This window comes from Streptomyces sp. NPDC005805 (assembly GCF_040630445.1).
Taxonomy (GTDB): Bacteria; Actinomycetota; Actinomycetes; order Streptomycetales; family Streptomycetaceae; genus Streptomyces.
The window spans coordinates 1-17505 of sequence record NZ_JBEXXN010000073.1 but is presented as its reverse complement, the minus strand read 5'-3'; the positions used below and the strand labels follow the sequence as shown (position 1 = coordinate 17505).

Sequence of the window (17505 nt, the reverse complement as noted above, 5' to 3'; positions counted from 1 at the left end):
CCGGACGGGTAGCGGAAGGTGTGGGAATGGGGCAGCAGGAGAAGGTGGCGACGAGCCTGGCCGGCGCGGTCGGCGAGGGTATCGGCGCCTCCCTCGCGACGGTGGACGCCGAGCTCGCCCGCCGGTACCCGGGGGACCCGGGCACCCGCCAGCCCGTCCACACCGTCTATGTCCCCGGCGACGCCTACGCCGCCGAAACGATTCGCACCTGGGGAGACGCCGCCCTCGCCGCCCTCGACGAGCACGCCCCCGACCCCGCCGCCCTCGCCCGCGTCCTCGGCCTCTCCGAGGAACTCGCCGAACCCGTCTACACCCGGGTCCGCGCCAAGCTGGAGCGCGAACCCGTCGAAGACCTCCGCGTCGACTTCGAGGACGGCTACACCGGCAGCGACGAGGACACCGACGCCGCCCGCGCCGCCCGCCTGATCTCCGAAGCCTTCGAACAGGGCACCTCCGCCCCGTACATGGGCATCCGCATGAAATGCATGGAGGCCGCCGTCCGCGACCGGGGCATCCGCACCCTCGACGTCTTCCTCACCGGCCTGATGGACGCCGGCGGCCTCCCCGACGGCCTCGTCCTCACCCTCCCCAAGGTGACCTACGCCGAACAGGTCACCGCGATGGTGCGCCTCCTTGAGGAGTTCGAGAAGGCGCGCGGGATCGCGGCCGGCCGGATCGGCTTCGAGATCCAGATCGAGACCAGCCAGTCCATCCTCGGACCCGACGGCACCGCCACCGTCGCCCGCATGATCGACGCAGCCGAGGGCCGCGCCACCGGCCTCCACTACGGCACCTTCGACTACAGCGCCTGCCTCGGCGTCAGCGCCGCCCACCAGGCCAGTGACCACCCCGCCGCCGACCACGCCAAGGCGGTCATGCAGGTCGCCGCCGCCGGGACGGGCGTCCGTGTCTCCGACGGCTCCACCAACGTGCTGCCCGTCGGCCCGACCGAGCAGGTCCACGACGCCTGGCGCCTCCACTACGGACTCACCCGCCGCGCCCTCGCCGGCGCCTACTACCAGGGCTGGGACATGCACCCCGGCCACCTGCCCACCCGGTACGCCGCCGTCTTCGCCTTCTACCGCGAGGGCTTCGCGGCAGCGGCCGCCCGCCTCGCCGCGTACGCCAACCGGGCGGGCGGCGACGTGATGGACGAGCCCGCCACCGCCAAGGCCCTCAGCTCCTACCTGCTGCGCGGCATCGACTGCGGCGCCCTCGACACCGCCGAGGTCGCCCGCCTCACGGGCCTCACCCGTGCCGACCTCCACGGCTTCGCCGCCCCGCGCCGGGGCGACCTGAGTGTGGGTTTTTGAGGGCTCGGTTCGCCTCCGGGGCGCCCCCCTTTTTTTTCGGGGCTCGGTTCGCCTCCGGGCGCTTTCAGCGGGTGTCGACGGTCGGCCGTGCTCGGACCCTCGTTCCTCGGGTCCTGCGCGCGGCCTCCCTTTCGACACCCGCGCGCCCTTCGGCTCACTCGCCGACCCGGAACGGGGCGGACGCCGGGCCCGGGCCGGGCTGCGCGGACTCCCAGGTTCGGAAGCCCACAGCCCACCCTCGGGCACCCCGGGGGGAAGGGCTCTCAGGCGCGGGCGCCCGTCGCCTGCGCCCACGGGTGAGCGAGGCCGGGGCGGGGCGAAAGGGCTCCGGCGCGCGGGTTGCCCGCCTCCCGGCGGGGCCGGGGTGGAAGGGCTGGTGCCCGGCGGCCGACGGCCCCGCGGGGCAGCCGCCGCCGGCGCCCCCGGGGCGAATCCCGGCCCGGTCCGCGATGAAGGGCTCCCATGCGCCGCCGGCCGCCGGCCGCCGGTCCCGGGGTGTGGGCCCGAGCCCTGCGCCCCGGCGCGCCCGCGCCACGCCCGGCCCCAAGCACCGGGCCGTGGGCTGCCCACGGCCTGCGCTCCCCGCCGGGCCACCACGCCCCCGGCGCGGCCCGGTCAGGCCGGAGGGGGTATCTCGCCCGACCCGCGAGGGATCAGCACCGTCTCCAGCGTCACCCGGGCCGGCGCCCCGCCGGCCCCGTCCAGGCGGCGGAAGAGGCGTTCCGCCGCCGTGCGGCCCAGGGCCGCCGCGTCCTGGGCGATGACCGTGATGCCGAGCAGATCCGCCAGCTCGATGTCGTCGAAGCCGACCAGCGCCACCGGCTCCGGGTGCGCGGCCAGGTGGCGCACCACCGTGACCGTCACCCGGTTGTTGCCCGCCAGGATCGCCGTCACCGGCTCCGGCGCGGACAGCATCGCCGTCAGCGCCTCCCGCACCCGCTCCGGCGCGGTCGAGCCCAGCGAGACCCACGCGTCGTCGATCGGCAGCCCCGCGTCCGCCATCGCCGCGCGGTAGCCGCTCAGGCGCTCCGCCGCCGTGTGGATCCGCGGCTGGTCACCGATGAAGGCGATACGCCGGTGCCCGTGCGCGATCAGATGCGCCGTGCCCGCCCGCGCGCCGCCCGAGCTGTCCGACAGCACCGCGTCCGCGTCGATCCGCCCTGCCGGGCGGTCCACGAACACCGTGGCCACCCCCGCCCGTATCTCCGGCTCCAGATAGCGGTGGTCGTGGCCGGCCGGAATGACGATCAGACCGTCCACCCGGCGCGCGCAGAGCGCGAGGACCAACTCCTGCTCGCGGCCCGCCTCCTCGGCGCTGGAGCCGTTGATGAGGAGCGCCCCGTGGGCCCGGGCCACCTCCTCCACGGCCCGGCTCAGCGGCCCGTAGAACGGGTCGGCCAGATCCTCCAGGACCAGGCCGATGGAGGCCGTACGCCCCTTCCGCAGCACCCGGGCGCTGTCGTTGCGGCGGAACCCGAGGGACTCGATCGCCTCCTGGACCCGCCGCTCGGTGTCCGGGGTGACGCCCGGCTCGCCGTTCACCACCCGGGACACGGTCTTGAGGCCGACCCCGGCGCGTGCCGCCACGTCCTTCATCGTCGGCCGGTTGCCGTAGCGCGGTTCGGGGGCCCGGCGGCTCCCTGGGGCGGGCAGGGGTCGGGTCGTGTCGGCCACGCTGTGCCTTCTGTCCGGGGACGGGCGGTCGCGTCCGATCGTATGGGAAGGTGTGGCGTCGGGCATAGGGCCTGGACAACGTTGTCAAGGGAGGGGAGACTGGTATCCGGCCGCAGGTCCGACACACTTCCCGGGGGATCGCACACCGATGCACACCAGCCTCGTCGCCGCGCTCGACATCGGCGGCACCAAGATCGCCGGAGCTCTGGTGGACGGTGACGGGACCCTGCTGCACCGCGCCCAGCGGCCGACCCCGGCGACCGAGGGCGCCGAGCGCGTGATGGACGCCGTCGACGGCGTCCTCGGGGAGCTCGCCGCCTCCCCGCTCTGGCCCGGGGTCCGGGCCGTCGGCATCGGCAGCGCGGGGCCGGTGGACCGCTCGGCCGGCACGGTCAGCCCGGTCAACGTCCCCGGCTGGCGCGGCTTCCCGCTGGTCGCCCGGGTCGCGGAGAGCGCCGGTGGACTGCCCGTGGAACTCGTCGGTGACGGCGTGGCGATCACCGCGGCCGAGCACTGGCGCGGCGCCGCCCGCGGCTTCGACAACGCCCTGTGCATGGTGGTCTCCACGGGCGTCGGCGGCGGTCTGGTCCTCGACGGCCAGCTGCACGCCGGTCCCACGGGCAACGCGGGCCACATCGGCCACATCAGCGTCGACCTGGACGGCGATCTGTGCCCGTGCGGGGCGCGCGGCTGCGTCGAGCGCATCGCCAGCGGCCCCAACATCGCCCGCCGGGCGCTGGAGGGCGGCTGGCGGCCCGGTCCGGATGGCGACACCACGGCCGCCGCGGTGGCTGCCGCGGCCCGGGCGGGGGACCCGGTGGCCACCGCGTCCTTCGAGCGGGCCGCCCAGGCCCTCGCGGCGGGCATCGCGGCGACGGCCACCCTGGTCGAGATCGACATCGCGGTGGTCGGCGGCGGCGTCGCCGGCGCGGGCGAGGTCCTCTTCGCCCCGCTGCGGCGCGCCCTCGGCGACTACGCCACACTCTCCTTCGTCCGCCGCCTCCGGGTGGCCCCGGCCCGGACCGGGACCGACGCGGGCCTGGTGGGCGCGGCGGCGGCCGCGCTCCTGGGCCGCCGGCCGGAGCCGACGACGGCGTAGCCGGACGGGGGCGGGTTCGGCCCTTCCCCGGGTGCCGTGGCGGACCGCTCCGGCCAGGGCCCGTTACCAGGGCCCGTCACCAGGGGCGGTCCAGGGACTGCTGCTGGGGGACGACCACCAGGAACGCGTCGGACTCCAGGTCCATCACCACCTCCGCGGGCAGGCCCTCGTCCCGGCGGTGCCGGGCGTACTCCTCGGCATGCCAGCTGCCCCGCGGATCCCCCGCGGGGAACTTCTCCAACACCGTGCGGCGCATTGCGCACCCCCTTGTCTCCTTTCGCTCCAACGACGGCGCGGGCCAGGTGTCACGGGCTCGCGGTGTCCGGTGGATCTTGGCCTGGTCCCGGCGGGCCGCCGCCCGCCCGGCCACAGTTCGGCGACGGACCGGCCAACCGGTTGTGGGCGGAAGTTTCCGTGGCAGGGTGTTGCGGGCAATCCACTGTGGGCTACGGAAGAGGGGGACCCGTGATCGTCTGGATCAACGGTTCATTCGGAGCGGGCAAGACCAACACCGCGCGCGAACTGATCGATCTGATCCCGAACAGCACGTTGTTCGACCCCGAGGTCGTCGGCGCGGGCCTGAGGCATCTGCTGCCGGAGAAGCGCCTCGACGAGGTCTCCGACTTCCAGGACCTGCCGATCTGGCGGCGCCTGGTCGTGAGCACCGCCACCGCCCTGCTCGCCGAGGTGGGCGGGGTGCTCGTCGTCCCGATGACCCTGCTGCGCCAGGAGTACCGCGACGAGATCTTCGGCGGGCTCGCCGCCTGCCGCATACCGGTCCGGCATGTGCTCCTGGCACCTGATGAAACGATCCTGCGTGCACGGATCGCCGCCCGGGAGGTCCCCGACACGCCCGACGCCAAACAGCGCGTGCGCCAGTGGTCGTACGACCACATCGAGCCGTACCGCGCCGCCCTGCCCTGGCTCACCGCCGACGCCTACGTGGTCGACAACGGCCGCGTCGACGCCCGGGAGGCCGCCCGCCGGATCGCGGAGGCCGTCGGCAGCGGGGACGCCGCCGCCTGCGAGATCGTCCAGACACCCGCGCCCACCGCCGAGACCGTCGCCGCGGGCGTCCTCCTCTTCGACGAGCGGGACCGCGTCCTCCTCGTCGACCCCACCTACAAGCCCGGGTGGGAGTTCCCCGGCGGTGTCGTGGAACCGGGCGAGCCCCCGGCCCGTGCCGGGACGCGCGAGGTCGCCGAGGAACTCGGCCTCCAGCTGCCGGCCGCACCGCGGCTGCTCGTCGTCGACTGGGAGCCGCCCCGCACCCCCCGCTTCGGTGGACTGCGCCTCATCTTCGACGGGGGACGCCTGCCGGCCGCCGACGCCGACCGGATCCGGCTGCCCGGACCGGAACTGCGCGCCTGGCGGTTCGTCGGCGAGGAGGAGGCCGCCGGACTGCTGTCGCCCGGCCGCTTCGAGCGCCTGCGGTGGGCACTGCGGGCACGGGAACGCGGCACGGTCCTCAACCTGGAGGCGGGCGTTCCGGTCGGCGGCTGACGGGTCCGGGGCGGGTCCCGGGGGCCCGGGACGCGGAAGCAGCCCGGGCCCGGACCCGTTCCCGGCGCGACGACGGGTCAGGCGGATTTGGAGCGCGCGTAGTTGACCAGGAACAGCGCCTCGGCGACCGACATGCGCTCCAACTCCTCGGGCGACACGCTCTCGTTCACCGCGTGGATCTGCGCCTCCGGCTCGCTCAGGCCGATGAGCAGGATCTCCGCCTCCGGGTACAGCGCGGCCAGGGTGCTGCACAGCGGGATCGAGCCGCCCATGCCGGAGGTCTGCATCTCCTCGCCCGGGTACGCCACCCGCATCGCCTCCGCCATCGAGGTGTACGCCGGGCTCGTCACGTCCGCCCGGAACGGCTGGCCCTGGCCCACCTGTTCCAGGGTCACCCGCGCGTTCCACGGCGTGTGCTTCTCGATGTGCGCGAACAGCAGCCCGGTCGCCTCGGCCGCGTCCTGACCCGGCGGCACCCGCAGGCTGATCTGGGCCCGCGCGCTCGCCGGGATCGACGGGGTCGCGCCGGCCACCGGGTGGCAGTCGATGCCGACCACGGTCACCGCCGGCCGCGCCCAGATCCGGTCCGCGACCGTGCCGTTCCCGGGCAGGCCGACCCCGTCCAGCACCCGCGCGTCCCCGCGGAACTCGGCCTCGTCGTACTGCAGTCCGTCCCACTCGGCCTGCGCCGGGAGGCCGTCGATCACGGTGGAGCCGTCCTCGGCGCGCAGCGAGTCCAGCACCCGGATCAGGGCCGCCAGCGCGTCGGGCGCCGCGCCGCCGAACTGGCCGGAGTGCAGGTTGCCCTCCAGGGTGTCGATCCGCACGCGGATCATCGTCATCCCGCGCAGGGTCGCCGTCACCGTCGGCAGCCCGACCCGGAAGTTCCCGGTGTCGCCGATCACGATCGCGTCGGCGGCCAGCAGCTCCGGGTGGGCCTCCGCGTAACGCTCCAGGCCGCCGGTGCCCTGCTCCTCGGAACCCTCCACGATCACCTTGACCGTGACCGGGACACCGCCGTTCGCCTTCAGTGCGCGCAGCGCCAGCAGATGCATGACGAAGCCGCCCTTGCAGTCGGCCGCGCCGCGCCCGTACCAGCGGCCGTCCCGCTCGGTCAGCTCGAACGGCGGGCTCAGCCAGGCCGACTCGTCCAGCTTCGGCTGCACGTCGTAGTGCGCGTACAGCAGCACCACCGGCGCCCCCGCCGGGCCCGGCAGCACGCCGTACACCGACTGCGAACCGTCCGGGGTGTCGAGCAGCGCCACGTCCTCGAAGCCCTCCGCGCGCAGGGCGTCCGCCCCCCAGTTCGCGGCCGCCTCGCACTCGCTGCGCGGGGCCACGGCCTCGTCCGCCACCGACTCGAAGGCCACCAGCTCGGCGAGCTCCGCGCGGGCGCGGGGCATCAGCGAGGCGACGGTCTCGGCGATCGGATTCGCGGTCATGGGCACGCTCCTTGTGGGTGCGACGTTGTGCGGGGTACGGGGGGTGAACGTGTGGTCGATCCTCCCACAGCGGTCAGCGGGAACCCGCGCCGTAGGATGCGGACCAGACGCGGACGAGACGCATGGGCCATGGGTCGGATCGGGAGCAGAAGTACATCGTGAGCAGCGAGAACGACGCCACCGGAGCGGACGCAACCGGACAGGGCGCCCCCGGCGCGGAGGCAACCGGCGCGGACGTGGTCGGCGCGGACGCGGCCGGGGAGGACGCCACCGGCGCGGCGGCGGCAGACGAGCGTGACGGCCGCGAGGAGCGCGGCGAGCGTGACGACAGCACGGTGTGGGACGTCGTCGTGGTCGGCGCGGGCCCGGCCGGCGCCTCCGCCGCGTACGCGGCGGCCGTGAGCGGCCGCCGGGTCCTCCTCCTGGAGAAGGCCGAACTGCCCCGCTACAAGACCTGCGGCGGCGGCATCATCGGCCCCTCCCGGGACAGCCTGCCGCCCGGCTTCGAGCTGCCGCTCCAGGACCGGGTCCACGCCGTGACCTTCTCCCTGGGCGGCCGCCTCGCCCGCACCCGGCGCTCCCGCCGGATGCTCTTCGGGCTCATCAACCGCCCCGAGTTCGACGCCCGGCTCGTCGAACACGCGGAGAAGGCGGGCGCCGTGGTGCGCACCGGGGTCACCGTCTCCCGGGTGGAGCAGCACGGCCCGGCGGTGCCGGACCGCCGCACGGTCGCCGTGGTCCTCTCCCCGACGGGGGCCGGGGCCTCCGAACGCGCCGAGGAGACGGTCCTGGCGCACGCGGTCGTGGGCGCGGACGGCAGCGCCAGCCGCATAGGCGCACATGTCGGCGTCCGGATGGACCAGGTCGACCTGGGGCTTGAGGCGGAGATCCCGGTCCCGGAGACGGTCGCCGAGGACTGGGCGGGCCGGGTGCTCATCGACTGGGGCCCGATGCCCGGCAGTTACGGCTGGGTCTTCCCCAAGGGGCGCACCCTCACGGTGGGCGTGATCTCGGCGCGCGGCGAGGGCGCGGCCACCAAGCGGTACCTGGAGGACTTCATCGCGCGGCTCGGCCTCGCCGGGTTCGAGCCGGACATCTCCTCCGGCCACCTCACGCGGTGCCGCAGCGACGACTCGCCGCTCTCCCGCGGCCGGGTCCTGGTCTGCGGCGACGCGGCGGGGCTACTGGAGCCGTGGACGCGGGAGGGCATCTCCTTCGCCCTGCGTTCCGGGCGCCTCGCGGGGGAGTGGGCGGTCCGCATCGCGGAGTCGCACGACGCGGTCGACGCCCGCCGGCAGGCGCTCAACTACGCCTTCGCGATCAAGGCGGGCCTGGGCGTCGAGATGGCGGTCGGCCGGCGGATGCTCGCGGTCTTCGAGCGCCGGCCGGGGCTGCTGCACGCGATCCTCACCGGTTTCCGGCCCGCGTGGACCGCGTTCACCGACATCACGCGCGGCACGACGACGCTGGCCGGCCTCTTCCGGAGCCACCCGCTGGCGCGCCGGGCGCTGGACGCGCTGGAGCGGCGGAAGTAGGGCGGGCGTCCGCCCCGGGGGCGGGGGCAAGGTCGGGCCCGGGCCCGGGTCCGGGGACCGGTGGGTCACCCGGTGACCGTGATGCGGAACACCGGGTGGTCGGGGGCCGCGGCCCGCAGCTCGGCGTCGGTCGAGGCGGCCGTCACGCCCTTGAAGTACTGGTTGACCTCCCAGCCCCACTTCTCCAGATAGGCGCGGAGCACCGGGACCTTCTCGTCGTCACCGATCTCGGCCGCGGTGAACGCGCGCACCTTCCGGCCGACCCGCAGCTCCCCGCCGCCCGCGACGCGCATATTGCGGACCCACTGCGAATGGCCCCGGGCGGAGACCAGGTAGGGGACGCCCTCGTAGCTGTGCTGGTTGACGGGGATGCGCTGCATGGTGCCGCTCCTGCGGCCGCGCACCGACATCTCGGCCGTGCCCATCACGCTGACGCCGTGGCGGGCGAGCCAGCCGACGAGTCTGTTCAGCCGGACGTTGAGGGGGCTCCCCTTGAGGTAGTACGGCTTCTGCTGAGGGTTGGGCTGTGGCTGCGGCGTGGACATTGCTGACCCCGATCCGAGGGCGAAGGAGCTGGCGGAGGAAACCGAGAGCACTGCTCTCGCTTGAGGACAGTGTGCACGAGAGCGGTGCACCAAAGCAAGAGCAGTGCTCTCGATATGGATCGGTGCTCCGAAACGTGACAGACTGTCTCGGCATGACGACCGTTCACGGGGCCAGGCAGCGGGCCCGAACCGAGATCACCACGGCCATCAAGGAGGAGGCGCGGCGGCAGCTCGCGGCCGGGGGAGCGGCCAAGCTCTCCCTCCGGTCCGTCGCCCGCGAACTCGGCATGGTCTCCTCCGCGCTCTACCGCTACTTCCCCAGCCGCGACGACCTGCTCACCGCGCTGATCATCGACGCCTTCGACGCGGTGGGCGCGGCGGCCGAGGCCGCGGCCGCGTCGGACCCGTCGGACCCGTCGGACCCGGCCGGCCCCCTGCGCGAGGGCGGCCCCCGGCGCCCCGAGCCCACCGCGCCGCACGGCCGCCAGGTGGCCCGCTGGGTCGCCGTCGCCGCGGCCGTCCGCGCCTGGGCCGTGGCCCACCCCCACGAGTACGCGCTCATCTACGGCTCCCCGGTGCCCGGCTACACCGCGCCGATGGACACCGTCGGCCCGGCCGCCCGCGTCGGCATGGTGCTGATCGGCATCGCGCGGGACGCCCACCGGACCGAGGGCCTCGCCCTGCCGCCGCTCCCCGAGCCCCTGAAGGGCGAGGCGCGCCGCATCGCCGAGGACATCGCCCCGGAACTGCCGCCGGCGGTCGCGGCCGCGCTCGTCGCGGCCTGGGCGCAGCTCTTCGGGCTCATCTCCTTCGAGGTCTTCGGCCAGTTCAACCGGCTCGTCGAGGACGGCGAGGTCTTCTTCCGGCACACCGCCCGCCGGATCGCCGCCGAGGTGGGCCTGCGCGGTGAGCCCGCCGCGCGGTCCTGACCGGCCCGGGCCGGGGCCCTGTTCGACGCGGACCACGACGGCGCGCGCCGTCGGACGCGGTGCCGGGCTCGGGCGGGGCTGCGCGGCCTGTCCGCCACCGGACGGTCGCCGGAGACGGCCCGCCGCGGTCGGGTCGTCCTGCGCGGTATGGCCCGCCGACCTGAAGGCCGCTCCGGACGGCCGGCTCCGGCCGGGCACCCCGCGCGGCCTGGCCGCCACCGGGCGGGTCGTCGTAGACGGACCCCCCCCGGACGGCCTGTCCGCCATTGGACGGTCGCCGGAGACGGCCCGCCCGCACCGGTCGGGTCGCCCTGGCGGACCCGCCTGCGGGCCCGGTGCCGCCACCCCGCACGGCCTGGCGTGCCGACCGGACGGGTCGTCGCAGACGGACCCCCCGGACGGGCCCGCTTCGGATGTGCCGGCCGGGACGGCTTGGCCCGCCACCGCCCGGGCCCGCCCCGCCCGGGCCCGCCCGGGGGCAGCCCGTCCTACTCCGCGAGGAGTACCCGCGACCGCCACGCCGGGCTGACGCGCCCCTGCCCGAGGCGGGTCTAGCGTGGCCGGTATGGAAGAGCAGCGCGCCCCTCGCCCCGGCCGCACGCCCCGGGGCCGGGGCGGCGGCCCGCCGCTGATGCGGCTGTGGGAGACGAGCCGGGAGACCGGCCGGATCCCCTGGCCCTCGACCGTCGCGCTCGCCGTGTTCGTCGTGGCCGGCACCCGCTTCGCCGCCCAGGACCAGCAGGGCGTCCGCGAACCCCTCGACGCGTTCGCCTACGCCCTCCTCCTCGCCGGGCCCGCGCTGCTCCTGCTCCGCAACAGACGCCCGGTCGCCGTCGTGGCGGGGGTGTGCGCGGTCGCCTTCGTCTACTTCGCCGCCGGCTACCCGTACGGCCCGGCCTTCCTGCCCGTCGCCGTCGCCTGCTTCGCCGCGATCGTCTCCGGCCACCGCCGGGCCGCGTGGTGGTCCCTCGGCCTGCTGTGGGCCGGACACCTCCTCGTCGCCCACTGGCTCTACCGCCATCTGCCGCCCGGCGGCGACGACGCCGCGCCCTGGGGCCAGGAGATCGGGGTGACCGTCTGGGTCGTCGCCGTCCTCGCCGCGTCCGAACTGGTGCGCGTCCGGCGCGAGGTGTGGCTGCGGGAACGCGCCGAACGGGCCGCCGCCGAACGCCGCCGCGCCGACGAGGAACGCCTGCGCATCGCCCGCGAACTGCACGACGTCCTCGCCCACTCCCTCTCGGTCATCAACGTCCAGGCGGGCGTCGGCCTGGCCCTGCTCGACGGCGACCCCGAGCAGGCCCGCACCGCGCTGACCACCATCAAGTCGGCCAGCAAGGAGGCCCTGGGGGAGGTCCGCCAGGTCCTCGACACCCTGCGCGCCCCCGGGGACGCGCCGCGCGCCCCCGCGCCGGGGCTGGACCGGCTGCCCGAACTCGTCGAACAGGCGGCGAGAGCCGGACTGGCCGTCGACGTCCGCCGCACCGGCCCCCTCCCGGCCCTGCCGCCCGGCACGGACCTCGCCGCGTTCCGGGTCGTGCAGGAGGCCCTGACCAACGTGGTGCGCCACTCCGGCTCCCGCGCCGCCCGGGTGGTGATCGCGCACGACGCGGGCCGCCTGGTGATCCGCGTCGACGACGACGGACCGGCCACCGCCCGGGAGGCCGGCGGCAGCGGCAACGGCCTCGCCGGGATGCGGGAGCGCGCCGCCGCCCTCGGTGGCACCATCGAGGCGGGCCCGCGCCCGGACGGCGGGTTCCGGGTCACCGCCGAACTGCCCGTACGGACCGAGGAGACGACGTGATCCGGGTACTGCTCGCCGACGACCAGCTCCTGGTCCGGGCCGGATTCCGGGCGCTGCTCGACGCCCAGCCGGACATCGGGGTCGCGGGCGAGGCGTCGGACGGCGCGGAGGCCGTGCGCCTCGTCGGCGAACTCCGCCCCGACGTCGTCCTGATGGACATCCGGATGCCGGTCCTCGACGGCCTCGCCGCCACCCGCCGGATCACCGGCGACGAACGGCTCGCCGACGTACGGGTGGTCATGCTCACCACCTTCGAACTCGACGAGTACGTCTTCGAGGCCATCCGTTCCGGCGCCTCCGGCTTCCTCGTCAAGGACACCGAGCCCGATGAACTCCTGCGCGCGGTGCGGGCGGTGGTGGACGGGGACGCCCTCCTCTCGCCCGGCGTCACCCGCCGTCTGATCGAGGAGTTCGCGGCCCGCTCCAAGTCCCCGGCGCCCGCGCGGGAGCTCGACCGGCTCACCGAACGGGAGCGCGAGGTGATGACCCTGGTGGGCATCGGCCTGTCGAACGAGGAGATCGCGCGCCGGCTCGTCGTCAGCCCGCTCACGGCGAAGACCCACGTCAGCCGGACCATGGTGAAACTGGGCGCCCGCGACCGGGCCCAACTGGTCGTCCTCGCCTACGAGTCCGGGCTGGTCCGCCCCGGGTGGCTCGGCTGACCGAGACCGCCCAGCAGCCGCACGAACCACCCGAGCGCGCACGCCTGGAACAGGACCGCCACCACCAGGACGGTGTAGAGGAACGGCGCGGACACCACCACCTCCTGCCCGAACAGGCTCCCCAGCGCCATGAGCGCGAACACCGTGGGCGCGGCCACGAAGAACAGCCACACCCCGGCCAGCGAGGCGTCGTCGTGGTGCACGAACGCGGTGTCGACGGCCACGAACACCGCCACGGCCGCGACGAGCCCCAGATAGACGCGCGAGGCGAGGTTGCCGAAGGTGAGCCGAGCGAGTGCCGTCAGTCGGGTCTGCATGGCGGTCTCCCCTGGAAGTCGAATCCCCTCCAGGGTGGGGCCCCGGTGACCGCCCGCGCCTGAGTACGGCTACTCACGGCTACTCAGGCGGGCGGGTGGTGGCCCGCGCGGCGGGCCGTGCCGTCGTCCGCCCGACTGGGGCCGCGCTGCCCGGCGAGGCGAGCGGCGCGGGTCGGTCACGCGCCCTGGGGCGGGGCCGCCCGGCGAGGCGAGCGGCGCGGGTCGGTGCCCGCGCCGGTCCGGGCCGCTGACGTGGTCGGGCCGCACCCCCGTTCTCGTCAGCGAGCGGTCGTCGCGCGGGTGCGCTCGCCCGTGGCGGCCCGGGCAGGGACGGGCGCGTCCGGCGCGCGGTCCGGGGCGGACGCGTGGCGCGCCCCGTACGCGAGCACCGCCGCCGCGCCCGCGAGCACCGCAACCGTGGTCAGCGCGGCGGGCAGGGAGAACCACTCCGCCAGGAAACCGATCGCGGGCGGGCCGAGGAGCATGCCGCCGTAACCGAGGGTGGACGCGGCGGCGACCCCGCTCGGGCCGGCCAGTTCGCCGGCCCGGCCGACCGCGACCGGGAAGATGTTGGCGAGCCCGAGGCCGGCCACCGCGAAGCCGGTCAGCGCCAGCCCCACCGTGGGGGCGAGGGCGCCGAGCAGCATCCCGGCGGCGGCCGTGACCCCGCCCGCCACCAGCGTGCGGGTCTGGCCGAGGCGTTCCAGCAGCAGGGTGCCGCTCAGCCGCCCGGCGGTCATGGCCAGGGCGAAGAGCGAGTAGCCCGCGGCGGCGACACCGGGGTGCGCGTGCAGGTCCTGTTCCAGGTGCAGGGCGCTCCAGTCGGCCATCGCGCCCTCGCCGTAGGCGGTGCACAGGGCGATCAGGCCGAACAGGACCACCAGCCGCCGCGTCCGCCCGGTGAGCCGCGCCGGGGCGGACCGCGCGGCGGTCCCCGCGGAGGCGGACGTGCTCGCCGCTGCCGGTGCGGGCCCGGACAGCAGCGCGGGCGCGGCGACGGCCGTGACGACCAGGCCGACGACGGTCAGGCCCACCAGGTGCGCCGTGGGGGAGAGACCGGCCGCGACCAGGCCGCCGATGCCCGCGCCGAGCATGCCGCCCAGGCTGAACGCCGCGTGGAAGCCGGGCATGACGGGCCGTCGCATCGCCGCGACCAGGTCGACCGCCACGCTGTTCATGCTGACGTTGATGCCGCCGTACGCGGCGCCGAAGACCAGCAGCACCAGGCCGAGGGCGAGGGCCGAGCCGGTCAGCGGCGGCAGGGCCATGCTCAGCGACAGCAGGACCGCGCTCCACACGGTGACCGCGCGGCTGCCGTACCGGCGGCACAGCCGGCCGGTGAGCATCATGGTGACGACCGCGCCGGCGGAGACGCCGAGCAGCGCGAGGCCGAGGTCGCTCGCGGACGCCCCCGTCTGCTGCTTGATCGCGGGGATGCGCACGACCCAGCCGGCGAACAGGAAGCCGTCCAGGGCGAAGAAGAGGGTGAGGGCGACACGGACACGGGACAGGGAGGCGGCGGCGGGGTCTCCGCCCGGGCCTCCCGGAACGGCCGAACGGAGTTTGTTTAGAAGCGGCACAAAGTGAGGATAGGGGTCCGGTGCCCTTCCGTACAACACGGCTGCACACGGCTCCCCGGTACGGTCCCGCGACCCGGCGCCCACCTCGTCCTGCGTGTGCCGCCCACCCCGGGCCGCGGAAGCGGACGGCCCCTCCGCCACCGCGCCGGACGGGCCCCGGATCATGGGAGACTCGCCCTCATGAACGGCAAGGCGACGTCCACCCGGACACGACTGGAGAGAGGCCGCAGCGCCCTCGGCCCCGCCCTGGAACTGGTGCACACCGGACGGGCCCCCACCCGGGCCGTGCTGACGGCCGAACTCGGTGTCACCCGCGCCACCGCCGGCGCCGTCGCAGCCGAACTGGAGGCCCTCGGCCTCATCCGCGTCGACTCCCGCCCCGGCGCCGCCGCCGGCTCCCAGGGCCGCCCCTCGCACCGCCTCTCCGTCGACGAGAACGGGCCCGTGGTCCTCGCCGCCCAGGTCCACGCCGACGGCTTCCGCGCCTCCCTCGTCGGGCTGGGCGGTCGCACCGTCGCCACCGCCCCCGGCTGCACCACCGTCCAGGCCGACCCCGCCCAGGTCCTCGGCGAGGTCGTCGCCGCGGGTGCCGGGCTGCTGCGCGACAGCGGCCGGCGCTGTGTGGGCGCGGGGCTGGCCGTGCCGTCCGCCGTCGCCGAACCCGAGGGCACCGCCCTCAACCCCCTCCACCTCGCCTGGCCGGCCGGCGCCCCGGTCCGGGAGATCTTCGCCGAGCGGATCGCCGCCGCCGGCATCGAGGGCCCCGCGTTCACCGGCAACGACGTCAACCTCGCCGCTCTCGCCGAACACCGCCACGGCGCCGGGCGGGGCGCCCAGCACCTGCTCTGCGTCGCCACCGGGCACCGGGGCGTCGGCGGCGCGCTGGTACTCGACGGACGGCTGCACAGCGGGAGTTCGGGACTCGCGTTGGAGGTCGGCCATCTGACCGTCAACCCCGAGGGCCGTCCCTGCCACTGCGGCAGCCGCGGCTGCCTCGACGTCGAGGCCGACCCCCTCGCCTTCCTCGTCGCCGCCGGACGCGACCCCGGCCCGGAGGTCTCCCTGCTCCAGCAGTCCCGCGACATGCTCGCCGCCGACTACGCGGACCCCGCGGTCCGGTCCGCCGCCGAACAGCTCATCGACCGGCTCGGGCTCGGGCTCGCCGGACTGGTGAACATCCTCAACCCGGACCGGATCATCCTCGGCGGACTCCACCGCGAGCTGCTCCAGGCCGACCCCGAGCGGCTGCGCGCCGTGGTCGCCGACCGCAGCCTGTGGGGGCGCAGCGGGGGAGTGCCGATCCTGCCGTGCACCCTGGACCACAACAGCCTGGTCGGCGCGGCGGAACTGGCCTGGCAGCCGGTGCTGGACGACCCGCTGGCCGCCCTCGCCTGACGGACCGGGCCCGAGGGGGCCGGGCCCCGGTGGGGTGGGCGTGGCGGACGGGCGCCGGGCCGTTGGCGCCACCCGTCCGGAGGAGCGGCGGCAGACGGCGGCCCGTCACCGGGTAGGCCACGCCGTATGAGCGACGCACCCTCCGGCCCGCACCGCGCGCACCGGTTCGAGGATCTGCACCGGAGGGTGGCCGAATCCCCGGCCGGGCTCGCCTGGAACCGCGGGCGCGAGATGGAGCTGATGCACCGCGCCATGGGCTTCGCGGCCCTCGGCTTCCTCACCCTGGTCCCGCTGCTCGTCGTGGTCGCCGCCGCCGACCCGGTCAGTGCCGAGGGCTTCGCCCGCTGGCTCGGCCAGGCCCTCGGGGTCTCCGCCGGCTCCCAGGAGGAGGTGGAGGAACTCTTCGGCAGGCCGGGCGAGGCCCTTCAGCGCACCACCGCCTTCGGTCTCGCGGCCCTCGCCGTCTTCGGCCTCACCTTCGGCTCCGCGGTACAGACGGGCTACGAGAAGGTGTGGGACCTGCCTACAGCGCGCTGGCACACCATGTGGCGCCACGTGGTGTGGCTCGCCATGCTCATCCTCTTCCTGCTGGTGTTCACCAACAGTCCGGTGCCACACCCCTCGCCCCTGGTCGCCGCCGCGGGCGCACTGGCGGATCTGATCGCCACCTTCCTGTTCTTCTGGGCGTCCCAGCGCCTGCTGCTCGGCGGCCGGGTCCGCTGGCGGGCCCTGCTGCCCGGCTCGGTGGCGGCCAGCATCGGCATGCTCGGCCTGCGCGTCTTCTCCCAGCTGGTGTTCTCCCCGCTGATCGCCTCGAACGCCGTGACCTACGGACCGTTCGGGACCGTCCTCGTCGTCCAGTCCTGGCTGGTCGGGGTCGGATTCGTCGTCTACGGCGGCGCGCTCGTCGGCCGGATCCACCATGAGGAGCGGACCCGGCGGCGACTGGAACGCGAGCTGGCGGAGGACGAGCTCTGACGGTCGGCCGGGCCGGGCGCGGGCCGGGCCCCGCCCGGTGGCGTCCGTCGCGTGTACTCCCCGGGCGGTAGGAGCACTGCCGCCACCGGTACGACGACCGCCGGCCGCCCGCGCGGGAGCCTCGGAGGTGTCAGGAGAACGGCGCACCACCGCCGAAGCGCTGTAGCGCACCGCATCGCACCGAGGAGCTGAACGGACATGAACACGCTCGCCCACGACGGGCCCGGCCCGTGGATCCTGTTCTTCCCGCTGATCTGGGCGGCCGTCGTGCTCGGGGCCGTCACCGTGCTGCGCCGGACCGGTGTGTGGCGCGGTCGGGCCGCGCCCGGGTGGCGTGGCGGAGGCCCGCCGGTCGCGGAGAGTTCGCCCCTCGCCCTCCTCGGACGCCGCTTCGCCGCGGGGGAGATCGACGAGGAGGAGTACTGGCGCCGGCTCTCCGTACTGGATGAGCAGTTCGGCCGCACCGGCACGGGCCCGGTGTGACACGACATGGGGTCACGCCACATGGCTTCGGACCACATGGCCCGGGACCACACGGCCTCGGGCCACATAGCGCCGGGCCACATATGCGCCGACCACGCGGCCCCCGGCCACATGTGCCCGCACTACACGGGCCCGCACCACACACCTGTGCCGCCGGTGGGGGGGGGGGGGGGGGAGGGGCCGGCCCCCGCGGCCCCGGAAAAGGCGGGGCGCGCGGGGGGGGACCCCCCCCCCGGCCGCCGGGGGCCC

Annotated in this window: 16 protein-coding genes; 10 read left to right on the top strand and 6 right to left on the bottom strand. The window is 75.6% G+C overall.

Features of this window, described 5'->3' with window-relative positions; genetic code table 11:
• Positions 1 to 20 precede the first annotated feature (20 nt).
• Entirely contained in the window at positions 21 to 1313 is a 1293-nt protein-coding gene (locus tag ABZ457_RS27970) for an aldolase/citrate lyase family protein (protein WP_359162883.1), read from the top strand.
• A 615-nt stretch (positions 1314 to 1928) separates the two neighbouring features.
• Here the strand turns inward: ABZ457_RS27970 and ABZ457_RS27965 are convergent.
• Positions 1929 to 2909, bottom strand: coding sequence for a LacI family DNA-binding transcriptional regulator (locus ABZ457_RS27965; protein WP_359162923.1), 981 nt, complete (start codon positions 2907 to 2909; stop codon positions 1929 to 1931).
• Positions 2910 to 3135: 226 nt separating this feature from the next.
• Here ABZ457_RS27965 and ABZ457_RS27960 point away from each other — a divergent pair, with 226 nt between their 5' ends.
• The gene (locus ABZ457_RS27960) at positions 3136 to 4086 is read left to right on the top strand and encodes an ROK family protein (protein ID WP_359162880.1); all 951 of its coding nucleotides are present in this window, start codon (positions 3136 to 3138) and stop codon (positions 4084 to 4086) included.
• Between the two features lie 76 nt (positions 4087 to 4162).
• On the opposite strand, the gene ABZ457_RS27955 is transcribed toward ABZ457_RS27960, so the two are convergent.
• Positions 4163 to 4342: a hypothetical protein gene (locus ABZ457_RS27955; RefSeq protein WP_018849473.1), complete on the bottom strand. Its 180-nt coding sequence runs from the start codon at positions 4340 to 4342 to the stop codon at positions 4163 to 4165.
• Positions 4343 to 4551: 209 nt separating this feature from the next.
• Between ABZ457_RS27955 and ABZ457_RS27950 the strand changes: the two genes are divergently transcribed.
• Positions 4552 to 5589: an NUDIX domain-containing protein gene (locus tag ABZ457_RS27950; protein WP_359162877.1), complete on the top strand. Its 1038-nt coding sequence runs from the start codon at positions 4552 to 4554 to the stop codon at positions 5587 to 5589.
• A 77-nt stretch (positions 5590 to 5666) separates the two neighbouring features.
• Here the strand turns inward: ABZ457_RS27950 and ABZ457_RS27945 are convergent, their stop codons facing one another.
• Positions 5667 to 7031, bottom strand: a complete 1365-nt coding sequence (locus ABZ457_RS27945) for a dipeptidase (RefSeq protein WP_359162874.1) — start codon at positions 7029 to 7031, stop codon at positions 5667 to 5669.
• 122 nt (positions 7032 to 7153) lie between these two features.
• Between ABZ457_RS27945 and ABZ457_RS27940 the strand changes: the two genes are divergently transcribed.
• The gene (locus ABZ457_RS27940; protein ID WP_359162871.1) at positions 7154 to 8566 is read left to right on the top strand and encodes a geranylgeranyl reductase family protein; all 1413 of its coding nucleotides are present in this window, start codon (positions 7154 to 7156) and stop codon (positions 8564 to 8566) included.
• A 65-nt stretch (positions 8567 to 8631) separates the two neighbouring features.
• On the opposite strand, the gene ABZ457_RS27935 is transcribed toward ABZ457_RS27940, so the two are convergent.
• Positions 8632 to 9111, bottom strand: a complete 480-nt coding sequence (locus ABZ457_RS27935) for a nitroreductase/quinone reductase family protein (RefSeq protein WP_359162868.1) — start codon at positions 9109 to 9111, stop codon at positions 8632 to 8634.
• A gap of 152 nt (positions 9112 to 9263) precedes the next feature.
• Between ABZ457_RS27935 and ABZ457_RS27930 the strand changes: the two genes are divergently transcribed.
• The 3 genes from ABZ457_RS27930 to ABZ457_RS27920 all read left to right on the top strand — a co-directional run bounded on the left by ABZ457_RS27930 (position 9264) and on the right by ABZ457_RS27920 (position 12503).
• The gene (locus ABZ457_RS27930) at positions 9264 to 10040 is read left to right on the top strand and encodes a TetR/AcrR family transcriptional regulator (protein WP_359162866.1); all 777 of its coding nucleotides are present in this window, start codon (positions 9264 to 9266) and stop codon (positions 10038 to 10040) included.
• A gap of 631 nt (positions 10041 to 10671) precedes the next feature.
• Positions 10672 to 11841, top strand: a complete 1170-nt coding sequence (locus ABZ457_RS27925) for a sensor histidine kinase (RefSeq protein ID WP_359162920.1) — start codon at positions 10672 to 10674, stop codon at positions 11839 to 11841.
• Positions 11838 to 12503 carry a response regulator transcription factor gene (locus tag ABZ457_RS27920; protein ID WP_359162863.1) on the top strand — a complete coding sequence of 222 codons (666 nt, stop codon included), beginning with the start codon at positions 11838 to 11840 and terminating at the stop codon, positions 12501 to 12503. The genes ABZ457_RS27925 and ABZ457_RS27920 overlap by 4 nt, the downstream gene beginning before the upstream one ends.
• On the opposite strand, the gene ABZ457_RS27915 is transcribed toward ABZ457_RS27920, so the two are convergent.
• Both ABZ457_RS27915 and ABZ457_RS27910 read right to left on the bottom strand, forming a co-directional pair.
• Positions 12464 to 12820, bottom strand: a complete 357-nt coding sequence (locus ABZ457_RS27915; RefSeq protein WP_359162861.1) for a hypothetical protein — start codon at positions 12818 to 12820, stop codon at positions 12464 to 12466. The genes ABZ457_RS27920 and ABZ457_RS27915 overlap by 40 nt on opposite strands.
• Before the next feature lie 278 nt (positions 12821 to 13098).
• On the bottom strand, positions 13099 to 14400 hold the full coding sequence (locus ABZ457_RS27910; protein ID WP_359162859.1) for an MFS transporter: 1302 nt from the start codon (positions 14398 to 14400) through the stop codon (positions 13099 to 13101).
• Between the two features lie 180 nt (positions 14401 to 14580).
• On the opposite strand from ABZ457_RS27910, the gene ABZ457_RS27905 reads away from it, so the two are divergent.
• From ABZ457_RS27905 to ABZ457_RS27895, 3 genes are all read left to right on the top strand, one after another.
• Positions 14581 to 15795 carry an ROK family protein gene (locus ABZ457_RS27905; RefSeq protein ID WP_359162856.1) on the top strand — a complete coding sequence of 405 codons (1215 nt, stop codon included), beginning with the start codon at positions 14581 to 14583 and terminating at the stop codon, positions 15793 to 15795.
• 126 nt (positions 15796 to 15921) lie between these two features.
• Entirely contained in the window at positions 15922 to 16773 is an 852-nt protein-coding gene (locus tag ABZ457_RS27900; protein ID WP_359162853.1) for a YhjD/YihY/BrkB family envelope integrity protein, read from the top strand.
• A gap of 198 nt (positions 16774 to 16971) precedes the next feature.
• Entirely contained in the window at positions 16972 to 17256 is a 285-nt protein-coding gene (locus ABZ457_RS27895; RefSeq protein WP_359162850.1) for an SHOCT domain-containing protein, read from the top strand.
• Positions 17257 to 17505: the final 249 nt, after the last annotated feature.